This is a genomic window from Pseudoalteromonas sp. MT33b (assembly GCF_014117385.1).
Lineage (GTDB): Bacteria > Pseudomonadota > Gammaproteobacteria > Enterobacterales > Alteromonadaceae > Pseudoalteromonas > Pseudoalteromonas lipolytica.
The window spans coordinates 33046-54317 of record NZ_CP059831.1 but is presented as its reverse complement, the minus strand read 5'-3'; the positions used below and the strand labels follow the sequence as shown (position 1 = coordinate 54317).

Annotated in this window: 21 protein-coding genes, 2 tRNA genes and 3 rRNA genes; 9 read left to right on the top strand and 17 right to left on the bottom strand. The window is 43.9% G+C overall.

Annotation, left to right across the window (positions count from 1 at the left end; all coding sequences use genetic code 11):
- Positions 1-30 precede the first annotated feature (30 nt).
- Positions 31-1401 carry a carboxylesterase gene (locus H3302_RS00280; RefSeq protein WP_118843875.1) on the top strand — a complete coding sequence of 457 codons (1371 nt, stop codon included), beginning with the start codon at positions 31-33 and terminating at the stop codon, positions 1399-1401.
- Positions 1398-2537: a GNAT family N-acetyltransferase gene (locus H3302_RS00275; protein WP_036974339.1), complete on the top strand. Its 1140-nt coding sequence runs from the start codon at positions 1398-1400 to the stop codon at positions 2535-2537. The genes H3302_RS00280 and H3302_RS00275 overlap by 4 nt, the downstream gene beginning before the upstream one ends.
- Here the strand turns inward: H3302_RS00275 and H3302_RS00270 are convergent.
- Complete coding sequence (locus H3302_RS00270) at positions 2514-3104, bottom strand: DUF938 domain-containing protein (protein WP_065978864.1); 591 nt, start codon at positions 3102-3104, stop codon at positions 2514-2516. The two genes, H3302_RS00275 and H3302_RS00270, sit on opposite strands and share 24 nt — an antisense overlap.
- 183 nt (positions 3105-3287) lie before the next feature.
- On the opposite strand from H3302_RS00270, the gene H3302_RS00265 reads away from it, so the two are divergent.
- The 5 genes from H3302_RS00265 to H3302_RS00250 all read left to right on the top strand — a co-directional run bounded on the left by H3302_RS00265 (position 3288) and on the right by H3302_RS00250 (position 6350).
- Positions 3288-3482 carry a hypothetical protein gene (locus H3302_RS00265; RefSeq protein ID WP_036974335.1) on the top strand — a complete coding sequence of 65 codons (195 nt, stop codon included), beginning with the start codon at positions 3288-3290 and terminating at the stop codon, positions 3480-3482.
- Positions 3483-3627: 145 nt separating this feature from the next.
- Positions 3628-3954: a hypothetical protein gene (locus tag H3302_RS19820; RefSeq protein ID WP_051501991.1), complete on the top strand. Its 327-nt coding sequence runs from the start codon at positions 3628-3630 to the stop codon at positions 3952-3954.
- An 8-nt stretch (positions 3955-3962) separates the two neighbouring features.
- Complete coding sequence (locus tag H3302_RS00260) at positions 3963-5339, top strand: lyase family protein (protein WP_182395933.1); 1377 nt, start codon at positions 3963-3965, stop codon at positions 5337-5339.
- A 128-nt stretch (positions 5340-5467) separates the two neighbouring features.
- Positions 5468-5935 (top strand): hypothetical protein, encoded by a 468-nt coding sequence (locus H3302_RS00255; RefSeq protein WP_036974330.1) that lies wholly within the window; start codon positions 5468-5470, stop codon positions 5933-5935.
- Positions 5936-5948: 13 nt separating this feature from the next.
- Positions 5949-6350: a hypothetical protein gene (locus H3302_RS00250; RefSeq protein WP_036974328.1), complete on the top strand. Its 402-nt coding sequence runs from the start codon at positions 5949-5951 to the stop codon at positions 6348-6350.
- Here the strand turns inward: H3302_RS00250 and H3302_RS00245 are convergent.
- From H3302_RS00245 to H3302_RS00180, 14 genes are all read right to left on the bottom strand, one after another.
- On the bottom strand, positions 6343-6528 hold the full coding sequence (locus tag H3302_RS00245; protein ID WP_036974327.1) for a hypothetical protein: 186 nt from the start codon (positions 6526-6528) through the stop codon (positions 6343-6345). The two genes, H3302_RS00250 and H3302_RS00245, sit on opposite strands and share 8 nt — an antisense overlap.
- Before the next feature lie 72 nt (positions 6529-6600).
- On the bottom strand, positions 6601-6918 hold the full coding sequence (locus H3302_RS00240; RefSeq protein ID WP_036974326.1) for a hypothetical protein: 318 nt from the start codon (positions 6916-6918) through the stop codon (positions 6601-6603).
- The gene (locus H3302_RS00235; protein WP_036974324.1) at positions 6915-7553 is read right to left on the bottom strand and encodes a hypothetical protein; all 639 of its coding nucleotides are present in this window, start codon (positions 7551-7553) and stop codon (positions 6915-6917) included. The genes H3302_RS00240 and H3302_RS00235 overlap by 4 nt, the downstream gene beginning before the upstream one ends.
- Positions 7554-7625: 72 nt before the next feature.
- Positions 7626-8318, bottom strand: a complete 693-nt coding sequence (locus tag H3302_RS00230; protein ID WP_036974322.1) for a PspA/IM30 family protein — start codon at positions 8316-8318, stop codon at positions 7626-7628.
- 24 nt (positions 8319-8342) lie between these two features.
- The gene (locus H3302_RS00225; RefSeq protein WP_036974320.1) at positions 8343-8756 is read right to left on the bottom strand and encodes a YjfI family protein; all 414 of its coding nucleotides are present in this window, start codon (positions 8754-8756) and stop codon (positions 8343-8345) included.
- Between the two features lie 79 nt (positions 8757-8835).
- Positions 8836-10557, bottom strand: a complete 1722-nt coding sequence (locus H3302_RS00220; protein ID WP_036974318.1) for a polyamine aminopropyltransferase — start codon at positions 10555-10557, stop codon at positions 8836-8838.
- Positions 10558-10561: 4 nt separating this feature from the next.
- Entirely contained in the window at positions 10562-11461 is a 900-nt protein-coding gene (locus tag H3302_RS00215; RefSeq protein ID WP_118843872.1) for a DUF350 domain-containing protein, read from the bottom strand.
- A gap of 30 nt (positions 11462-11491) precedes the next feature.
- Positions 11492-12424, bottom strand: coding sequence for a hypothetical protein (locus H3302_RS00210; RefSeq protein WP_036974313.1), 933 nt, complete (start codon positions 12422-12424; stop codon positions 11492-11494).
- Positions 12425-13376: 952 nt separating this feature from the next.
- Positions 13377-13491, bottom strand: a 5S ribosomal RNA gene (gene rrf / locus H3302_RS00205).
- A 120-nt stretch (positions 13492-13611) separates the two neighbouring features.
- Positions 13612-16497: ribosomal RNA gene (locus H3302_RS00200) — 23S ribosomal RNA — on the bottom strand.
- A gap of 287 nt (positions 16498-16784) precedes the next feature.
- A tRNA-Ala gene (locus tag H3302_RS00195) sits at positions 16785-16860 on the bottom strand.
- A gap of 37 nt (positions 16861-16897) precedes the next feature.
- A tRNA-Ile gene (locus H3302_RS00190) sits at positions 16898-16974 on the bottom strand.
- A 73-nt stretch (positions 16975-17047) separates the two neighbouring features.
- Positions 17048-18588: ribosomal RNA gene (locus tag H3302_RS00185) — 16S ribosomal RNA — on the bottom strand.
- Together the 16S, 23S and 5S rRNA genes with 2 tRNA genes alongside form the textbook arrangement of a ribosomal RNA operon.
- 299 nt (positions 18589-18887) lie before the next feature.
- On the bottom strand, positions 18888-19100 hold the full coding sequence (locus tag H3302_RS00180) for a hypothetical protein (RefSeq protein WP_182395931.1): 213 nt from the start codon (positions 19098-19100) through the stop codon (positions 18888-18890).
- A gap of 78 nt (positions 19101-19178) precedes the next feature.
- On the opposite strand from H3302_RS00180, the gene H3302_RS00175 reads away from it, so the two are divergent.
- Complete coding sequence (locus H3302_RS00175) at positions 19179-19727, top strand: gamma carbonic anhydrase family protein (protein WP_182395928.1); 549 nt, start codon at positions 19179-19181, stop codon at positions 19725-19727.
- Here the strand turns inward: H3302_RS00175 and H3302_RS00170 are convergent.
- Positions 19710-19964: a DUF1488 domain-containing protein gene (locus H3302_RS00170; RefSeq protein WP_036973646.1), complete on the bottom strand. Its 255-nt coding sequence runs from the start codon at positions 19962-19964 to the stop codon at positions 19710-19712. The two genes, H3302_RS00175 and H3302_RS00170, sit on opposite strands and share 18 nt — an antisense overlap.
- On the bottom strand, positions 19961-20785 hold the full coding sequence (aroE, locus tag H3302_RS00165) for a shikimate dehydrogenase (RefSeq protein ID WP_065978266.1): 825 nt from the start codon (positions 20783-20785) through the stop codon (positions 19961-19963). Before aroE ends, H3302_RS00170 begins: the two co-directional genes overlap by 4 nt.
- A gap of 41 nt (positions 20786-20826) precedes the next feature.
- On the opposite strand from aroE, the gene H3302_RS00160 reads away from it, so the two are divergent.
- Positions 20827-21258: a group II truncated hemoglobin gene (locus H3302_RS00160; protein WP_036973648.1), complete on the top strand. Its 432-nt coding sequence runs from the start codon at positions 20827-20829 to the stop codon at positions 21256-21258.
- Positions 21259-21272: the final 14 nt, after the last annotated feature.

The following is a 21272-nucleotide window of genomic DNA, read 5'->3' as shown; positions in this document are numbered from 1 at the left end:
AAGCTGAATACTTAAAAGGACTCTTATACAATGAAATTCATCAACTTAGTTGCCTTTATTCTCATTCTTTTTGGACTCGGCAGCCCCCCATTACAGGCACAGCAAGAAACGTGTTTAACCCAACTGGAAGATGAAAATCTCATGATGAAAAGTAAGCGCGAAGGGCTTTTCAGAGAACCTCTTCCTCGCTCACACAGCACCTTTAGTTATAACACCGAGCAAGCGTATAGTGACTACCTTACAGCTGCTTACCTTGAAATTAGCAGCGAAAATCCCCGCGCAACGCTGCCTTGCCCAGTCTATACCGACATCTATAAGCTACTCGTTGCGCAAGGATCACGCCCTGCAAATGCAACAGTAGCAGATTTAATCAGCCCTTTTGAGTTAACACAAAAACAGAGCCGTAAGGCAGTGCTATTAATCCATGGCTTAACCGACTCACCTTTTACCTACCATGATTTAGCTCAAGTGTATTATCAACAAGGTTATACGGTACGTACCCTGTTATTACCAGGGCACGGTACAGCACCAGGAGCACTCAAAGAGATTAATGCCGACGACTGGTACAAGGCGAGCACTTACGCTATTGAACGCACGTTAAAAGATTTTGATCAGGTCATTTTAGGGGGGTATTCAACAGGTGCAGCAATGATCATTGATTATTTAACCCAAGGTCCCGTTGATAAACACATTATCGGCGCGATGCTGTTTTCACCCGCGACTGAGCCCCATAATAAAAATGGCTGGCTAGCCAAGTGGGTTAACGCGATACCCTTTATAAACTGGATAGATAAAGATGCCGATCTCGATTTTGCAAAATATGAGTCCTTTCCATTTAATGCCGCATCAGCCAGTTATGAAGCCATGAAGCGCATCAGCTTAGATAAACTAAAACACCGTTCACTACCTGATGTTGCTTTTTTTAGCACCTTTAGCGATGTTGATACCACGATTGATAATCAAGTAACGTTTAAATTATTAGCTAAGCTACACAATCCCAAAACTCATAAAAACAGCCAACTTAATCGCCTTGTTTATTACGGTGATGATAAAAATATACCCAATAGTTTTCCAGCCGATTACCTGATAATTAGCGATGACTGCGACACCGAAGACTGTAAAAATATTCAAGGCATGTCACATATTGGTATCGTTAATAAACCAAGCAATCCACACTATGGCCGCACTGCCCGCTATCGAAATTGTGGCAGTTATTTAGATGACGATACCCTATACAAAGCCTGTAAATATCAGCCTGAAATTGTTATTGGTGAGCGCACAGCAGAGAATTTAGCGAAGTATAAGCCATTTGCAAGACTCACCTTCAATCCATATTTCGATAAGCTCAGCTTACATATCACAGACTTTATTAAAGACGTTGAAAGGGCCTCTGAACAATGAGCCAATTTAGTCACCGTTGGTTTAATCAAATAACGGATATTGATACGACAATTTGGCAGCGTTTTTTTCATGATACCCCCTTTACCGATCATGCTTTTTTAGCTGCGCTTGAGCACACTGGCTGCGTGAGTAAAAACACAGGTTGGCAACCAATGCACCTGGCAATTTACCAGCAAAAACATATCGTTGCTCTACTACCCGGGTATATAAAGTATCACTCTTACGGTGAATATGTGTTTGACTGGGCATGGGCAGAGGCGTATCAACAACATGGTTTAGATTACTACCCCAAATGGTTATCTGCCGTGCCTTTTACACCCATTGAAGGTCAAAGACTGAGCATTAACCACCCCAATCCAGACAGTGTTTATAATTATTTAACGCAAGTATTAACAAATACTGCGCACGATAGGCAATGGTCGGGCTGGCATATCAACTTTTGCCACCAGCAACAGGCTGAATCACTAAAAAGCGATGCTGTTATGCTACGTCAAGGCGTCCAGTTTCAATGGTTTAATCAAGCATACTCTCACTTTGATGACTTTTTAGACTCACTGACAGCACGCAAGCGAAAGTCGATAAAAAAAGAGCGTGTCAAAATCACTCAACAACACATAACCATCGAGTGGCGAGAAGGTAACACTATAAGCGCTCAGGACATGCAGCTCTTTAGCCACTTTTATAGCCAAACTTATATTAAACGCTCAGGTCACACAGGTTATTTAAATAATGCGTTTTTTCAACGACTACGAGATACAATGCCCACACAGTTAGTATTGATGCTTGCTAAACAGGCTGATGAAGTTATCGCTGCGACTTTAAGCTTTAAAGATAAACAGTGTCTGTATGGTCGCTACTGGGGCGCCAATGATGAAATCGACAGCCTGCATTTTGAGCTGTGTTATTACCAAGGGATTGAATACTGCATTGCCAATAAGCTAAAACAGTTTCACTCTGGAGCACAAGGTGAGCATAAGATAAGCCGAGGGTTTCAGCCCGTTTACACTTACTCAGTACACCATATTCAACAGCCTGATTTTGCTGCGGCTATCAACGATTTTATCGCCAGAGAGCGCCAACACATGGCACTCTATAAAGCACAGTGCGATACCCTACTGCCGTTTAAACAGCAGTAATTGGTTGTTAGCTGGCATTTGTACATCTTCAACAAACGTTAAGCCTGCCTGCTCTGCAAGTTGGCAAATAGCTTCAAAATCACGTATTGCACTGTTTGCATCTTGTTGCTTTAAAAAGGTATCAAATTCAGCGTTACTGGCACTTGTATAATTGCCTTGGTATTTAAATGGCCCATAAATACATAACTTTCCTTGGTGGGCTAAATGCTTTTCAACCCCTTGAAAGAAACGCTCAACCAGCGGCCAGCTAATAATATGCAGTGTATTAGCGGTATAGATTGCGTTCACGCTATCAACAGGCCAAGCATGCTGTAAATCTAGTGACAAAGGGGCATGCAAGTTAGCTAACGATGCTTCCTGATGCCACTGTAAAATACCTAAGTGATTCACCTCACGATCGCTACACAGCCACTGCAAATGCGTTAAATGCTTGGCAAAGTGCACACTATGTTGTCCTGTACCTGAGCCAATTTCGAGTACATTTTCTACATCGGCAAAAAAGTCTTTTAATACGTGAAGAATGGGTGATTTGTTATTTTCACAGGCTTGAGAGAATGGTTTTTCCATACCAGTTTTTGCACCATGTTTGGTAATTAATGCACAACAGTAAAGCAAAAATCCACAATAATGTCGCGCTCTATTGCATTAAAAATAATTTAAATTCATTTAATTCAAAGGATTATATTTTATAAACATGATTGGTATAGCTTATGCAAATTCAGTAATGAGTAAACCAATAGGAGCAATATAATGTATATCTCACCTTACACTGCTGTCGATGCAGCCATTGCCGCGAGCGAGCGTGCAGAAAGCGAAAAAGCCGCCTTAACAAGTTGTGATGACAGAGCAACCGTGATTGACCTTCTTTCTCAATGCAATAAAGAAAATGTACAGGCGCCGAAAAAACATGAAACAGACCAGATTTTTATTCTTGGTTATAATTAAACCTCTGCAGTTAATCTATTCAGTCTTAACACCGTCATATAAGACTTGCACTAAAACCGATTAGCTGTAATGATAATAGTTATCATTACAGCTAATCGGTTTTCTTATGTACTCTCACAATGCTATGCTCAATTATCAGCGGCAAATGAAATGTGTTTGTCAAAGACCGGGGCTTCATGCTCCAGCGTTGGTTGCGGGCTATATTGAAGCGGGATTAAACATCGCACGCTATTACGAAAAACATCAAAGCTTTATTTTACAAGAATTGTATTTAAGGCGTACGTTTCATGAACTACTTGAGAAAATGTGCGATTCTCTAGTTCACAATGCTATTCGTAAGCAATGTTTAGCTCAACTCTACAAACCGCAGCTCGCGTTAAAGCGTTACTACAAAACTCATAACTGTATTGAAAAATATTTTTGCTTAGAGCGAGAAGCCTGCGTTCTAAGTCAAGAGTTTAACCCTATTTAGGAGTGTTTATGAGCAAATTTAGAACCGAATCAGATAGTATGGGTGAGCTACACGTTCCCGTAAATGCCTTGTATCAAGCTCAAACTCAACGTGCTATCAACAACTTTAAAATTAGCGGCTTGACCATGCCAAAGCAATTTATTACTGCCCTTGCCTACATTAAGCAAGCAGCGGCGCAGAGTAATGCAGCGCTAGGACATTTGAGCCAAGTAAAAGCGAATGCGATTGAACAAGCCTGCCAAGCCATCATTGATGGTAAGCACTTTTCGCAGTTTACTGTCGATGTATTCCAAACCGGCTCCGGCACCAGCTCGAACATGAATGCTAACGAGGTTATTGCCACACTGGCAACGACCCTTGCTAATGAGCCAGTACACCCGAATGATGACGTCAACATGGGGCAAAGTTCTAATGATGTGATCCCCACGGCAATTGCCGTCAGCAGCGCAATTAATATTATTTACGAGTTATTTCCTAAACTAGACAAGCTGAGCCAACGCTTACAGAGTAAACAAGCTGAAGTGGGTCATATTATTAAAACGGGGCGTACTCACCTAATGGATGCAATGCCCGTCAGTTTTGCGCAAACACTCTCAGCATGGCAATGCCAAATCGATAACGCAATGACAGGCATACGCCAATCACTTGAGCGTGTTTGCGAGCTGGCTCAAGGAGGCACCGCGGTTGGTACTGGTATCAATGCAGACCCTGCATTTTCTGCTACTTTTTGCCAACACCTAAGCGAAAACGTAGGTATCCGTTTCAGTCCAAGTAAAAACTTTTTTTACAACATTGGCTCACAAGATGCCATTGTTTCATTATCTGGACAGCTCAAAGTCTTAGCTGTGGCGCAAATGAAAATAGCCAATGACTTACGCTGGATGAACTCAGGTCCGCTTGCTGGTCTAGGTGAAATTGAATTAGAAGCTTTACAGCCCGGTTCATCGATCATGCCTGGTAAAGTGAATCCTGTGATCCCAGAAGCTGCCGCCATGGTCAGTGCGCAAGTCATTGGTAACGATGCCACCATTACAGTAGCAGGTCAGGCCGGTAATTTTGAGCTTAACGTGATGTTACCCGTGATTGCATTAAACATACTGCAAAGCATTGAGCTGTTGGCAAATAGTAGTGAGGCACTTGCCGATAAAGCCATTGCCAGTTTCAGTGTTAATCAAGACAATGTTGATAAAGCATTAGCTAAAAACCCTATTTTAGTCACCGCACTTAATCCGGTGATCGGCTATACGAAAGCCGCTAAAATTGCCAAACTGGCCTATCAAGAAGGTCGCCCTATTATTGATGTTGCCGCTGAGCATACTGACATTTCACGCGAAGAATTGAATACATTGCTCGACCCTGCAAAGCTTACAAAAGGTGGCTTATAGCAATTAAACCTGTACACAACGTAGCTCTGTAATGACAGAGCTACTTACTGAAAGACAACGTTTTTATTGCCCCTCTGAGTGCAAAGTGTATGATGGTGAGTACTTATTCAACGATTTATAGGTCCATTATGCGCTTTTCACTTTTAGCTGTATTATTTCCCGCGCTACTTACCGCGTGCTCTGATGCAGCAACAACCAAACAAACCGAATTACAAGCAACAACCAGTAAACTTGAAAATGCACCTCAAGCAGTTGAAATCAGCAAGTCGGCACCCGAAAAAACAACAATTACTGCTGCCCATCAACAGCTCAAACAACTCATTCAAGACCCAAGCTGCGATAACAGCAGCCAGTGTAAAGTACTTCCTGTTGGTAGCCGTGCATGCGGTGGCCCAAGCAGCTATGTTGTGTATTCAACTAAAACAGCCAATAGCAGTGAAGTTGAGAAAATAGCCCAAAAAATCACGAGCCTTGAAAGCCAATACAATGCAGCCAATGACGTTATGAGTATTTGTCAGCATCTAACGGCACCAGGCACACAGTGTTCTGCAAATACTTGTGTTAAAATCGATGGCTCAGCGGCAAGTGTATACTAAGGAATAAGCAATAATGGTTCGTTCATCGACTTTCAATAAACTTTTCATCACCACAACGATGTTGGCAGCGCTTGCATTAACAGGCTGTGAGAGCACCTCTGTTGGCGGCTCTACAGGTGTTGATTTAAGTGATTTAAATGAACAACTGGACGAGATCGTAAGTAACAATAGTTGCAGTGCAAGCTTCCAGTGTAAGGTGTTAGAAGTAGGTGAGCGCGCATGTGGTGGCCCAAGCCGCTATGTGGTTTATTCAACGCTAAACACCCCACAAGAGCAGGCCGAGCAGCTGGCTGAGCAGATCACTTCATTAGAAAAAGATTCAGAACAACCGTTAAGTGTTAACGACTGCTCGCCAGTTTTGCCTGTACAATCTTTGTGTATTTCAGAGCAATGCCAAGCAATCGAAATTAAGTAAATAATGTCATAAGGCCGGATACAATCACCACACTGATGATACACACTCCGGCCTTATAGATGTAGTGCACATGCATCGTGTTGTGCACCCAGTAAGCATAAATGTAACGCACAAAGTAACTTGCGGCGGTGCCAAATAATGCAAAAATAACTAAATACGCAATTAAAATAATATCCACAACACGCCACTTCTTTAAAACATCTCCCCCTCAGTGTAAGGGCTTAATGTCACAAAGGCAAAACTACACCCCTTATTTACGTTGGCTGTGGGCAATCAATAGCTCTGCAACTCGCTGCTTTACCGCACGTTTATCATCTGCATCAACACCAAAACGCGCAGCTAAAAGAGCAATTTCTTCGTCATTTAAATTAAACGATAAGCGTTGTCTGGTTTTTTTAGACTTAACGTCGAGCTCAAGAATTTTCCGAATCATATCTGATGGGGTCAGTTCTTGATCAATTGCTTGCTTTTTAATTGATTTTTGTACTTCACTGCTTAGATCAAACGCCATTTGCGTGGCACGAACCGCTTGCTCCTGACGCTGCCATTTTGCTTTTGCATCACTCACTTGGCATCCCCAGGAAATAAATCAACAATATCACTGATCGGGCGTGTTAACGTGAGTGATACCTCGGTTTCACCACCTTCCCAAATTTCTATGTTCAAGCCATAACTCTCGTCATCCGAGCTTAAACAAATCATTTCGCATGGTTCACCGCCTTCATCTTCGTAACGAGGTAATGGTTTATTGCGATAATCTTTATTATGGAAATAACATACATAAGGCGCTTCAGTTTGCTTGTAGCTCTTAGCTAAAAAGTGGCTAAAACGTTCAGGGGTGTTTTGCACGCTAATTGTGGTTAACTCATCTTCATCGAAGATACGTGCAAACTCATCAAGCGTAAATATTTCGTCTACATCATCGCGTTGAATTTTAATCGCGAAGTTTGCCCATTGCTCACCATCATCAGATTCAATTTGCAAGAACACCACTTGGCCCGATTCACTCTCAAGAACGAGCTCATACTCAGCACTGCGTTGGTACTGATACGTTTGTACATCAATAACACGTAATGTCTGCCCCTTTAACCAGTTTGGATAAGCAAACGAATCAATCACGCTCAGCATATCACCTACTTGTAATTGGCTAGGTTCAGTTAATTGGCGCTCTGGGGCTTTTTTAGATTTGAAAAAGTTAAACATTGGCTGACTCCTTGTTGAAGCAAAAAAGGTAACCCTGTGCATGGGTTACCTTTTGTCTTTCCGCTAATAAAATTAGCTGTTTTGCTTAGCTTTAATGCGCGCCAAAATGTCTGCACTTTTAGGGTTAGTATCACCAATACCCGCTTCAGCCATTTTCGCTTTTAAATCATCGCCATTCGTATCCGCTTCTAACTGCTTAGCTGCGCCAAGCTGATCTTGACGGTCTTGTTGGCGCTGTTTAATGCGCTCTAATGACTCACGCGCAGATGTCATTGATGAGCTGTTTGTATTCAGTGTGCTGTTTACTGCCATCGTTGCTTGTTGCACGCTTTCAGTTGTCTTAACCATCGTTAATTGACGTTGGTTCTCTTTAATCGACTTTTCAGCTTCTTTTACTTGCTGTTTTAGTGTCACAATATGATTACTAAAACCGGCTAACACGCCTTCATGCTCTGCTTTTTCTGTTTCAAAGTCACCGATTTTCTCAGCAATCTCAAGCGCTAATGCTTCATTGCCTTTTTCAAGCGCTTGGCCTGCGTAGGCTTCATGTTCAGCAATAGAGGCATCTAACGCACTAATTTTGCGCTTTGTTTGCATCTCTTTTGCCATCACTTCTGTTAGGCTTTTTTTAGCACGTTGTAACGCGTTTTGTGCATCAGCAATTTCTTGTTCGAAGATACGGATACCGTTTGCATCAACAATCGCTTGCCCTGCTTCACGAGCGCCACCACGTACAGCTGTAAATAGTTTCTTTAAAATACTCATAATCTTAACTCCAGAAATTGCTAATTAATCGTTTAAATAAATCGTCACGGCTTCAAGTGCATCAATCGCATTATCAGCGAGTGTTACCAGCTCATGGGTAATATCATCAAACGATGAATTAACCGACAGTGCACCAAAAATAGCGTACTTATCATCAATCTTTGCAAATGCGCTTAATGGAATAGGCACGTTCAAACGTAATAAGGTTTCGTTTAACTCATCACGCATATCTGCTTTTACTTCGTCCTCTGCAAACAAGTAGCTAATACACAGTAGCTGCTCCTCGGTTTGCGTAACAAAGATAGGTAACTCATCATTCCCATCGACGATAACTTGCAATACATCTTGTTCGCCTGGGTTGGCAATCAAGAAAGACTCAAAGCTCACACCTTCTGTTTCAAAAGAAGCCAGTTTGATTGATAGTTCATTTAATTCCATGTCTCACCTTTTTACGTTTTGACATATTATGTCTGAGTTAAGATTTGCATAGCCGACATATTATGTCAACTATAAAATATCAATTTTTGTACAATTCGGTTTCAACTTGCCACGCTTGACGATAATAATCATACAGAGTTCCAGAACCTAATCTATTGACTTCAATTGTATTTACTTGTTCAAAATAATGATTCGGAAAAACAAAAGATGCCAATAAATACTCTTTACTAACCCAGCGAGAAGGTACTGGTAATTTGTCTGTTTCGCGAATTCGGCTACTCGCAGGCTTGCCTGTGGTGGTAGCAATAGTCCATCCCCATTGGCCAAATGAAGGGATATTTTGCTGGTATTGCTCTACGTAATTAAAACCGGCAGCCCTGACTGTTTTGGCAATGCTTAAGAACGCCTTTTTGGCGTGATAAGGAGACGTTGACTGCACTGCCATTGCACCATCTGGGGCTAATAACTGACGAACATGATTATAGAAATAATCACTGTACAATTTGTTTAAGTCAGGATGATTGGGGTCTGGTAAGTCAATTAAAATGGTGTCGAAACGCTCTCCTTTCGCAAGCATAGCTTCAACTTCCAAAAAGGCATCTGCAATACGGATTTGTGCTCGAGGATCGCTCATCGAGTGATTATTCAGCTCAATTAAGCGTTTTCTGATAGTCTCTGGCGCATCATAGTCGCCCACATCATTACCAAATAAGTTTAACAGCTGACCATCTAAGTCAACCAAGGTGACATGCTTTACTGGCCACTTCAAAACATCGCGAAGCGCCAACCCATCACCGCCGCCTATAATTAACACACGGTCATGGCGATTTGAAGCTAGCATCGCAGGATACACCAGCATCGAATGATAAATTTGCTCATCAACGCTTGAAAATTGCAAACGACCATTGAGGTATAAATCTGTGATCGCAGTTGGCTGATTGCGACTCAAACGCTCGGTTAACACCAAGTGCTGATACTTAGTTGCTTGCGAGTAGATGACTTTATCTTTATATAAAACGTTACTAAGATTTTTCATCCAGCTCGTACCAAGCACTAACACAAAAGCGAAAAATACTAATAGCAACACGTGACACATTAATAACACCTTCGCAAAACGCACGTGTTGATGGTAACGCCATAAAAAGATCAGCCCGGCAATAATATTAAACAATGCCGTCCAAGCAGCAGCCTGCATGATTGGCATTGCCAGCATAATACTCACCCAAATTGCAGCACCGACCCCAGCGCCAATATAATCAGCACCGTAAATCGTACCCGCGTTGTTCTCTAAAAAACGGCCATAAACTTGCTGACGAATACGTGCTATTAACGGGATTTCCATACCGATTAAAAGCCCAAGCAACAGACCAAATACATAAGGTAAAAAACGCGACCACTCTTGTAGCTTTTCAAATACATAGCCATCCAGTACTGTATCTGCTGGTAAGTTAAAGATGCTAGAGAAGAGATGAGGCAATGAATAACTAACAGCTATCACACTGGCAATTGCTAAAATACACCCCATACCGACTAAGGCAATGATACTTTCAAGCCATGCAAATGCAGTAAATGCGTCTTTAAACCAACGCGCTAAAAATGCCCCGATCCCCATTGCCACGATCATTGTGCCTATCATGGCATAAATGGCGCTCTCAACAGAGCCAAGAACACGCCCTGCATAATGCGATAGTAGATATTCATAAATTAGGCCGCACCCAGCGAGTACGGCCATCACAGTAATTAATAAAAAATCATGCCCAAGTAGAGAGGCTCTACTTGGCGAAGCCGCTGTATGAGACACTTAATTAAGCACCTAACAACGTGGCCATGGTAGAGCCTATAGCAAATGATACCGCAGCAGAAATTGCCGCTACACCGACATTCTTCTGGCGATTAACTTCATCGGAAATATCACACCCTGCTAAAATGATTTTAATCGTTAGTAAGTGCAATAAAATAAAGGCTACGATACTTAGCGCGGCACTCAATGCCCAATATCCTAAGCTTGCTCCAATATTATCCGCAGCGTACGGGGCTATGCCTGATGCTGCAGTAAGTGCTAATGCACTGCCCACTAAGAAGCCTGCATAACGAATTCCCACTGCTAAATTACCGTCAATCACCGCTTGCTGTAAGCAATCACCACTGCGATTTGTACGTTTGAACAGCTGAACTCGGTATTGGCTCACCAACAACATGGCGATACTGCCAATCACAAATGCGGCTATTACTATCGGAAGACCATGCCACCCCTCAGTAGCAACCCAAAATAAAGCTGAACGAATAACAATGGCAACACTAACAACATGTCCAAAATCAATAAGTGCAGCTGTTGCATTACCTTTGACGATTTCGTCATGCAAACTCACTTTACGCAGCGCCACTTTATCTTGGAAGAAATGACCAAGCTTAATGAGCGCAATCGCCATTACACCATAGACCAGCATTTGTAGTGCTTCTTGTTGTAAACTGACTGCAAATGCACCACTGCTCACACCGCTAAGTACAATGGCTAACGCAACAAGCCCTGCTGCAAAACTAATACCAAACGCAAAGTTGTCACGTTCCGTAATCTCATCATTGGCATGTAGATTAGATACCCAGCCTTTAATAAACTTTAAGCTTACAAATAAGGCGATAATGATTGCAAAGTCGATTGCTAAAGCTTGCAATGACCACGTTGTTATTCCATTAAATTCATACATGTGTTGTAACTCCGATGGTTATTCTTTTCACTACTTACCGCGGCTAATGCCACGTGATGTTCTGCTCGAGCTGTTGCGTAATGACCCGGAGCTTTTACTGTAACTACTACTAGAAGCATAGCTACTACGTGTGCGTGGCGGCGTATAGCTGCTACGGCTTAACCCTGATGCACCGCTTCGCTTGGTTGCATACGGGCTAGTGAATTGTTTACCTTGACGTTGATAAGACTGGCGTGTTCGTGTCTCAACAGTTTGTTGTGCCTTAATTTGTTTAGGGCTCGAATAACGATAACGGCCATAGTCATTGTAATAGCTGTATTTTCTGTTGCGGCTCCAACGACCATATTCAACACGATCAAACACATCACCGAGCATGCGATACATACCATACCAAACCCAAAAGCTAGTGCCGCTACTATTGGTTTGCCATTGGCCGTAATTAGGGTTGCCAACAAGCTGATTTCCTACGCTTTCACCTTCTGCAGCCTCACTAATTGCCCCAACACGCGCAAGCGCACCGTTTGACATATCGGCGAGCATATTTATTGGGTCAGTTAAAGCGTCTTGGAATAAAGACGGTTTTGCGGCGTCTCGAATTAAATCAAGTTGATGAAGGGTGTCTTCATAAGGCGGAATTAAGCTCGTTGCTTTGACATCCGCTAAACGCTGTTTAAGCCCACTGTAAATAGCACCTTCTCGGGTTGCATCAAGGCTAATAACACGCGCAATTTCAGAAAGTTGTGGTTGCTGCTCCGTGAGGACCTTTGCATACTGTTTAAGTAAAGTCGCATTACGAAGAGAGCCATTATCAAGCGCAGTACCCAACTGATTTAACTCTACTTCAGCTTTTTCTATGGATTGTTGTATTGTTTGTTTCAGCTGCTCTTCCTTCGACTCACAGCCCATAAGCAAGCTTACCAAACAAAACAGGCTAATAAGTTTCCAAGCTTTTATTTGAGACATTCATGTCACCTGATTGTGGTTAAAAACCCGATTAGTTTTACATAGCTCAGGTACTAAACCAAGATGAAAATTGCAACAAAGGGTAAATAGGGTACTAATTCGTCAGGCAGCTTGCCAAGTGAAGACTCATTATTAATAGATGAGAATGAATGCTTGATAAAGTAGGCCTATTTTAAAGATTTGAGCCCACTACTCTATTCACTTTTGATTTGTACATCGTGATTAAACATCTGATTATAAAGCATGGAAACGGCTTTAGCAGTGAATATCAGTGATTAGGTGTGAAGGGCATATCAGACTCTTTCGGCACTCAAGTGCCACCTACGCGCTAATTTGGTTAGCGTAAAGTGAAGTAGCCAATTTTAGAGCCTTCAACCTTGTCATCATGATTAAACAACATGGAAAGCGTGATTGAACATCGTGATTACAAAGCGTAGGAACGGCTTTAGCCGTGAATGTCTCTGGTTATGTGTGAAGAGCATATCAGACACTTTCGGCACTCAAGTGCCTCCTACGTCCTAATTGTTTGAGCCAGAAGTGAAATGAGCGATTTAGAGCCCCTTGCACTTCTGTCATTGTGATTAAGAAGCGTGGGAACGGCTTTAGCCGTGAATGTCAGTGGTTATGTGTGAAGGGCATATCAGACACTTCGGCACTAAAGTGCCTCCTACGTCTCTTCATCTTGCGCTGATGCGTCTTTTATCTCTGTATGCAATCTCAGTATGATACTGGACGATTTAGCCCTGAACGCAAAAAACCCGCTGCATTGCTGCAACGGGTTTCTCTAATTAGGAGCCATGGTGCGCTACGCAGTAGGATGTCCTACTTTCACATGGTCAATGCAACACGATGCTTACAAAGATATAGGTCGTAGGGGTCTTGGTTGGGTATTTTATTTTTCTACAGGCAACAAAAAACCCGACTCTTTCGAATCGGGTTTCTCTAATTAGGAGCCTGGCGATGTCCTACTTTCACATGGCAAATGCCACACTATCATCGGCGCTGTTTCGTTTCACTACTGAGTTCGGCATGGAATCAGGTGGGTCCAAAACGCTATTGTCACCAAGCAAATTTGGTTGTTAATCGCACTCGCAATTAACTAAAATCTGGAAATCTGATAATCGTAAATCTACTTTAGTATACTAACTTCTGTCTGTTACGCTGTCATAAAACGCGTTTGGCGTTGTATGGTTAAGCCTCACGGGTAATTAGTACAGGTTAGCTTAATGGCTCACACCACTTCCACATCCTGCCTATCAACGTTGTAGTCTTCAACGGCCCTTCAGAGACTTTAAAAGTCTAGTGAGAACTCATCTCGAGGCCTGCTTCGCGCTTAGATGCTTTCAGCGCTTATCAGTTCCGAACGTAGCTACCGGGCAATGCCATTGGCATGACAACCCGAACACCAGCGGTTCGTTCACTCCGGTCCTCTCGTACTAGGAGCAACCCCTCTCAATTCTCAAACGCCCACGGCAGATAGGGACCGAACTGTCTCACGACGTTCTAAACCCAGCTCGCGTACCACTTTAAATGGCGAACAGCCATACCCTTGGGACCGACTTCAGCCCCAGGATGTGATGAGCCGACATCGAGGTGCCAAACACCGCCGTCGATATGAACTCTTGGGCGGTATCAGCCTGTTATCCCCGGAGTACCTTTTATCCGTTGAGCGATGGCCCTTCCATTCAGAACCACCGGATCACTATGACCTACTTTCGTACCTGCTCGACGTGTCTGTCTCGCAGTTAAGCTGGCTTCTACCATTACACTAACCGTACGATGTCCGACCGTACTTAGCCAACCTTCGTGCTCCTCCGTTACTCTTTGGGAGGAGACCGCCCCAGTCAAACTACCCACCAGGCACTGTCCGTAACCCCGATCAGGGGCCAACGTTAGAACATCAAAACTACAAGGGTGGTATTTCAAGGACGGCTCCACAAAGACTAGCGTCTCTGCTTCAAAGCCTCCCACCTATCCTACACATGTAGGTTCAATGTTCAGTGCCAAGCTGTAGTAAAGGTTCACGGGGTCTTTCCGTCTAGCCGCGGGTACACAGCATCTTCACTGCGATTTCAATTTCACTGAGTCTCGGGTGGAGACAGCGTGGCCATGGTTACACCATTCGTGCAGGTCGGAACTTACCCGACAAGGAATTTCGCTACCTTAGGACCGTTATAGTTACGGCCGCCGTTTACCGGGGCTTCGATCAAGAGCTTCGTCCGAAAACTAACCCCATCAATTAACCTTCCGGCACCGGGCAGGTGTCACACCGTATACGTCATCTTGCGATTTTGCACAGTGCTGTGTTTTTAATAAACAGTCCCAGCCACCTGGTCACTGCGGCTCCAATCAGCTTAAAGAGCAAGTCTCATCACCAATCGGAGCGTACCTTCTCCCGAAGTTACGGTACGATTTTGCCTAGTTCCTTCACCCGAGTTCTCTCAAGCGCCTTAGTATTTTCTACCTGACCACCTGTGTCGGTTTGGGGTACGATTCGGTATAATCTGAAGCTTAGAGGCTTTTCCTGGAAGTATGGCATCAACAACTTCACCACCTTAGTGGCTCGTCTCGTGTCTCAGTCTTAAGAGTCCGGATTTTCCTAAACTCTCAACCTACTCACTTTCACATGGACAACCAACGCCATGCTTGCTTAGCCTGCTCCGTCCCCCCATCGCAATTATACCAAGTACGGGAATATTAACCCGTTTCCCATCGACTACGCCTTTCGGCCTCGCCTTAGGGGTCGACTTACCCTACCCTGATTAACATGGGATAGGAACCCTTGGTCTTCCGGCGTGCGGGTTTTTCACCCGCATTATCGTTACTCATGTCAGCATTCGCACTTCTGATACCTCCAGCATACCTCCCGGTACACCTTCAACGGCTTACAGAACGCTCCCCTACCACTCAAAATAAATTTTGAATCCGCAGCTTCGGTGCATAGTTTAGCCCCGTTACATCTTCCGCGCAGACCGACTCGACCAGTGAGCTATTACGCTTTCTTTAAAGGGTGGCTGCTTCTAAGCCAACCTCCTGGCTGTCTGGGCCTTTCCACATCGTTTCCCACTTAACTATGACTTTGGGACCTTAGCTGGCGGTCTGGGTTGTTTCCCTCTTCACGACGGACGTTAGCACCCGCCGTGTGTCTCCCGGATAGTACTTTACGGTATTCGGAGTTTGCAAAGGGTTGGTAAGTCGGGATGACCCCCTAGCCTTAACAGTGCTCTACCCCCGTAAGTATTCGTCCGAGGCTCTACCTAAATAGATTTCGGGGAGAACCAGCTATCTCCCGGTTTGATTAGCCTTTCACTCCTAGCCACAGGTCATCCCCTAACTTTTCAACGTTAGTGGGTTCGGTCCTCCAGTTGATGTTACTCAACCTTCAACCTGCCCATGGCTAGATCACCGGGTTTCGGGTCTATACCTTGCAACTCAACGCCCAGTTAAGACTCGGTTTCCCTACGGCTACCCTAATCGGTTAACCTCGCTACAAAATATAAGTCGCTGACCCATTATACAAAAGGTACGCAGTCACCCAACAAGTGGGCTCCTACTGCTTGTACGTACACGGTTTCAGGTTCTATTTCACTCCCCTCACAGGGGTTCTTTTCGCCTTTCCCTCACGGTACTGGTTCACTATCGGTCAGTTGGGAGTATTTAGCCTTAGATGATGGTCCACCTATATTCAGTCAAAGTTTCACGTGCTCCGACCTACTCGATTTCACTTAAGATGCATTTTCGTGTACGGGACTATCACCCTGTATCGTCATACTTTCCAGAATGTTCCACTAACACATAATAAGCTTAAGGGCTGGTCCGGTTTCGCTCGCCGCTACTTCCGGAATCTCGGTTGATTTCTGTTCCTACGGGTACTTAGATGTTTCAGTTCTCCGCGTTCGCCTCTTACACCTATGTATTCAGTGCAAGATACCTGCAAGCAGGTGGGTTTCCCCATTCGGAAATCCTAGTCTCAAGTGCTTTTTACTAGCTTGACTAGGCTTATCGCAAGTTAATACGTCCTTCATCGCCTCCAACTGCCAAGGCATCCACCGTGTACGCTTAGTCACTTAACCATACAACCCAAACGGGTCTTTGTTAGTGACAGCTGTTAACTTCGCCAGAAGTTAATTCATCAAATAATGATGAGAATACTAAAGTAGATACCGATTAATCTGTCGATTAATTGGCATATTTTTACTTTTGAAAACTCTTGATAAATAACAATCGTTATTCATCAGAATTTTATTATCAGCTTTCCAAATTTTTAAAGAGCAAGAGAATTAACTTCTCAAAATTAAACACACTCTATTCTCAAGCAGTTTATTACCTGATAAGAATGTTTATTTTTAAGGAGTAAAAGTGGTGGAGCTAAGCAGGATCGAACTGCTGACCTCCTGCGTGCAAGGCAGGCGCTCTCCCAGCTGAGCTATAGCCCCACATATGCTGGTACTTACTGTTTCCACTTCATGGAAGTGGTGGGTCTGAGTAGATTTGAACTACCGACCTCACCCTTATCAGGGGTGCGCTCTAACCAACTGAGCTACAGACCCAAACAATAAGCATTGTTTCTCTAACTAACAATCATCTGTGTGGACACTACGAACAAATAAGTTCTAAATCGTATAAGGAGGTGATCCAGCCCCAGGTTCCCCTAGGGCTACCTTGTTACGACTTCACCCCAGTCATGAATCACTCCGTGGTGAACGTCCTCCCGAAGGTTAGACTATCCACTTCTGGAGCAACCCACTCCCATGGTGTGACGGGCGGTGTGTACAAGGCCCGGGAACGTATTCACCGCGTCATTCTGATACGCGATTACTAGCGATTCCGACTTCATGGAGTCGAGTTGCAGACTCCAATCCGGACTACGACGCACTTTAAGTGATTCGCTTACCCTCGCAGGTTCGCAGCACTCTGTATGCGCCATTGTAGCACGTGTGTAGCCCTACACGTAAGGGCCATGATGACTTGACGTCGTCCCCACCTTCCTCCGGTTTATCACCGGCAGTCTCCTTAGAGTTCCCGACCGAATCGCTGGCAACTAAGGATAGGGGTTGCGCTCGTTGCGGGACTTAACCCAACATCTCACAACACGAGCTGACGACAGCCATGCAGCACCTGTATCAGAGTTCCCGAAGGCACCAAACCATCTCTGGTAAGTTCTCTGTATGTCAAGTGTAGGTAAGGTTCTTCGCGTTGCATCGAATTAAACCACATGCTCCACCGCTTGTGCGGGCCCCCGTCAATTCATTTGAGTTTTAACCTTGCGGCCGTACTCCCCAGGCGGTCTACTTAATGCGTTAGCTTTGAAAAACAACTCCGAAGAGTCGAGCTTCTAGTAGACATCGTTTACGGCGTGGACTACCAGGGTATCTAATCCTGTTTGCTCCCCACGCTTTCGTACATGAGCGTCAGTGTTGACCCAGGTGGCTGCCTTCGCCATCGGTATTCCTTCAGATCTCTACGCATTTCACCGCTACACCTGAAATTCTACCACCCTCTATCACACTCTAGTTTGCCAGTTCGAAATGCAGTTCCCAGGTTGAGCCCGGGGCTTTCACATCTCGCTTAACAAACCGCCTGCGTACGCTTTACGCCCAGTAATTCCGATTAACGCTCGCACCCTCCGTATTACCGCGGCTGCTGGCACGGAGTTAGCCGGTGCTTCTTCTGTAAGTAACGTCACAGCTGAATGCTATTAACATCCAACCTTTCCTCCTTACTGAAAGTGCTTTACAACCCGAAGGCCTTCTTCACACACGCGGCATGGCTGCATCAGGCTTGCGCCCATTGTGCAATATTCCCCACTGCTGCCTCCCGTAGGAGTCTGGGCCGTGTCTCAGTCCCAGTGTGGCTGATCATCCTCTCAAACCAGCTAGGGATCGTCGCCTTGGTGAGCCATTACCTCACCAACTAGCTAATCCCACTTGGGCTGATCTTATGGCGCGAGGCCCGAAGGTCCCCCGCTTTGGTCCGAAGACATTATGCGGTATTAGCAGTCGTTTCCAACTGTTGTCCCCCACCATAAGGTACATTCCCAAGCATTACTCACCCGTCCGCCGCTCGTCAGCAGAGTAGCAAGCTACTCTCTGTTACCGCTCGACTTGCATGTGTTAGGCCTGCCGCCAGCGTTCAATCTGAGCCATGATCAAACTCTTCAATTAAAAGTTTTTTCTGTCCTTCCCATAAGGGAGCGGACATGCTCAATGAATTCTGAATTTATTTAACATCTTTCGATGTTGAATTGACTGTGCTGAAATAAGTAAACTTATTTCCGTTGGTCACTCAGTTTAAATTGAGACTCTAAATTTGTTTGCGTTACTACCTAAGTAGCTTCGCTGTTAGAACTCAATCTGTACGAGTGCCCACACAGATGATTGCTTTATATTGTTAAAGAACAGTGCGACTTCGTCGCTAGGGATGCGTATAATACATCCTTATTTTTTAGAGTCAACACTTAATTTTAAACTTCCTTTTGAAGATTTAAAACCGAAGTTTTACTTAACTCTTTGCTACGTTGCTCAGCGTCTTTCGTTGCTGTCTCCCGTCTCAGTGGGGTCGCATTATAGGGAGATGGATTTTTTACGCAAGCACTTTTTTCAATAAAATTTAAAAAAACGCACTGTTCGCTCAGCTTTTGAGCTAAACGCCCTAAAACTGAGTGTTTAACAATCAACTTTAGCGCCTTTTAGTGAATTTTCTTACTTCACTGTTACACTAGAGCTAGCGCATTTTGACGATTTAAGGTGAATTTATGACTATCCGTTCTTATAAAGGGATCACTCCTACATTTGATAACAGTGTTTATATTGATGAATCATCCGTTTTAGTCGGTGATATCAAGCTTGGCAAAGACAGCAGTGTGTGGCCTTTAGTTGCAGCACGTGGTGATGTTAATTATATACGCATCGGTGAGCGTACTAATATTCAAGATGGCAGTGTTCTTCATCTTACCCGAGCAAGTAAGTCAAACCCTGACGGTTATCCACTTATTATTGGTGATGATGTCACTGTTGGACATAAAGTGATGTTACATGGCTGCCAACTAGGCAACCGTATTCTTGTTGGCATGGGTGCCATTGTTATGGATAACGCTATCGTTGAAGACGATGTAATTATTGGTGGAGGCTCATTAGTCCCCCCGAATAAGCGGTTAGAGTCTGGTTACTTATATGTCGGAAGCCCTGTCAAACAGGCTCGCCCTCTCACTGAGCAAGAGCGTGCCTTTTTAACGTTATCTGCTGACAATTATGTGCAACTTAAAGATGAATATATTGCAGAGAAGTTAAAAGACCTCTGTTAATACTATTTGTCCTGCCGAGTTGTACTGCTCGTCTTCTATTAATTGCTCGGCTAGTTCTTCATAGTCAAAGCGGTGTGTTTCAAAGTAATTGATCGCGCCGCTTTGATCAGCAAAATCATATTTATCCGTGTCGATAACACACTCGACCATCATTCCACTGACTTGTGCATAAAACACAAGCAGTTTGTCTTGTGCCTTGTATTCAACTCTATCTATAAATTGAATCGCTTGGTTCATGCGAGTTCTCCACTTTTTAATGCAGCAACCACGGGCAGTATTTCTGGCATTTTATTACGCCATATATAATAAGCTTGTGCGGCTTGTCCAACCAACATGCCACTGCCATCCAGTGTAATACAGCTAGGATTAACGGCTTTAACCCAGCTTATAAATGCGGTGGCGTGATTGGCGTAAAACATATCGTAGGCACATGAGCAGTGAGCGACATGCTCTTGAGCAATACCGGGTAAGTCACCTGTAACACTGCTCGAAGTAGAATTAATCACGATATCATAGTGTTCATTCGGTATTTCATCTAAATCGCACCCTTTAACATCTCCTTGCTCTGCAAAAATAGAAGCTAACATATGTGCTTTTTCGGCAGTGCGATTCGCGATGATCAACGTCGCGATACGCTCATTTAAGAGAGGTTGAATTACGCCACGTGCTGCACCGCCGGCACCAATCAACAAAATCCGTTTTGCTTTTAACGTGACATTATTGGCCAGTAAGTCTTTCACTAAACCTATACCGTCAGTGTTGTCGCCAAATAAACGACCATCGTCAAGGCGTTTAATCGTATTTACCGCACCGGCGACTTTCGCTTGTTCACTTAGCTCATCAACCATTGCATACGCTTGCTCTTTAAAAGGCAAAGTAACATTAGCACCTTTGCCACCCGCAGCGAAAAAGCGTGATACGGTTTTTTCAAATGCATCGGTTGGTGCTAAAATGGCGCTGTAATCAATTTGCTCACCTAATGAGGTCGCAAACTGTTTATGTATTGCGGGTGATTTCGAGTGTTTTATTGGATTTCCAAAAACCGCGTATTTATCCATAGTGAAGCAACCTCTTTGCCTTGTAGAGCTTTATTAATATTATGATTAAACGACTTTTTTCTAAATCGAAAGCAGAGCCTGAAACACCCACGCCAGAAAAAACACCTTACGAAATTATTGGTGGTGAAGCCGGTGCTCGTGCCATTGCAAACCGATTCTACGACATAATGGCCTGTGATGAATACGCCAAACCATTATATGATATGCATCCACAACCACTTGATAGAATTCGCCAAGTGTTTTTTGAATTTCTTTCCGGTTGGTTAGGCGGCCCCGATCTCTTCGTAGAGAAATACGGTCATCCGATGCTCAGAAAGCGTCACATGCCATTCCCAATTGATCAAGACCTACGTGATCAATGGATGTATTGTATGAATAAAACGCTGGATATCGAAATCGATAATCCTTTATTGCGTGAAGGGTTAAGACAGTCTCTTTCACAACTTGCCAGCCACATGATCAATCAACATTAATTAGCTAAGCTTGA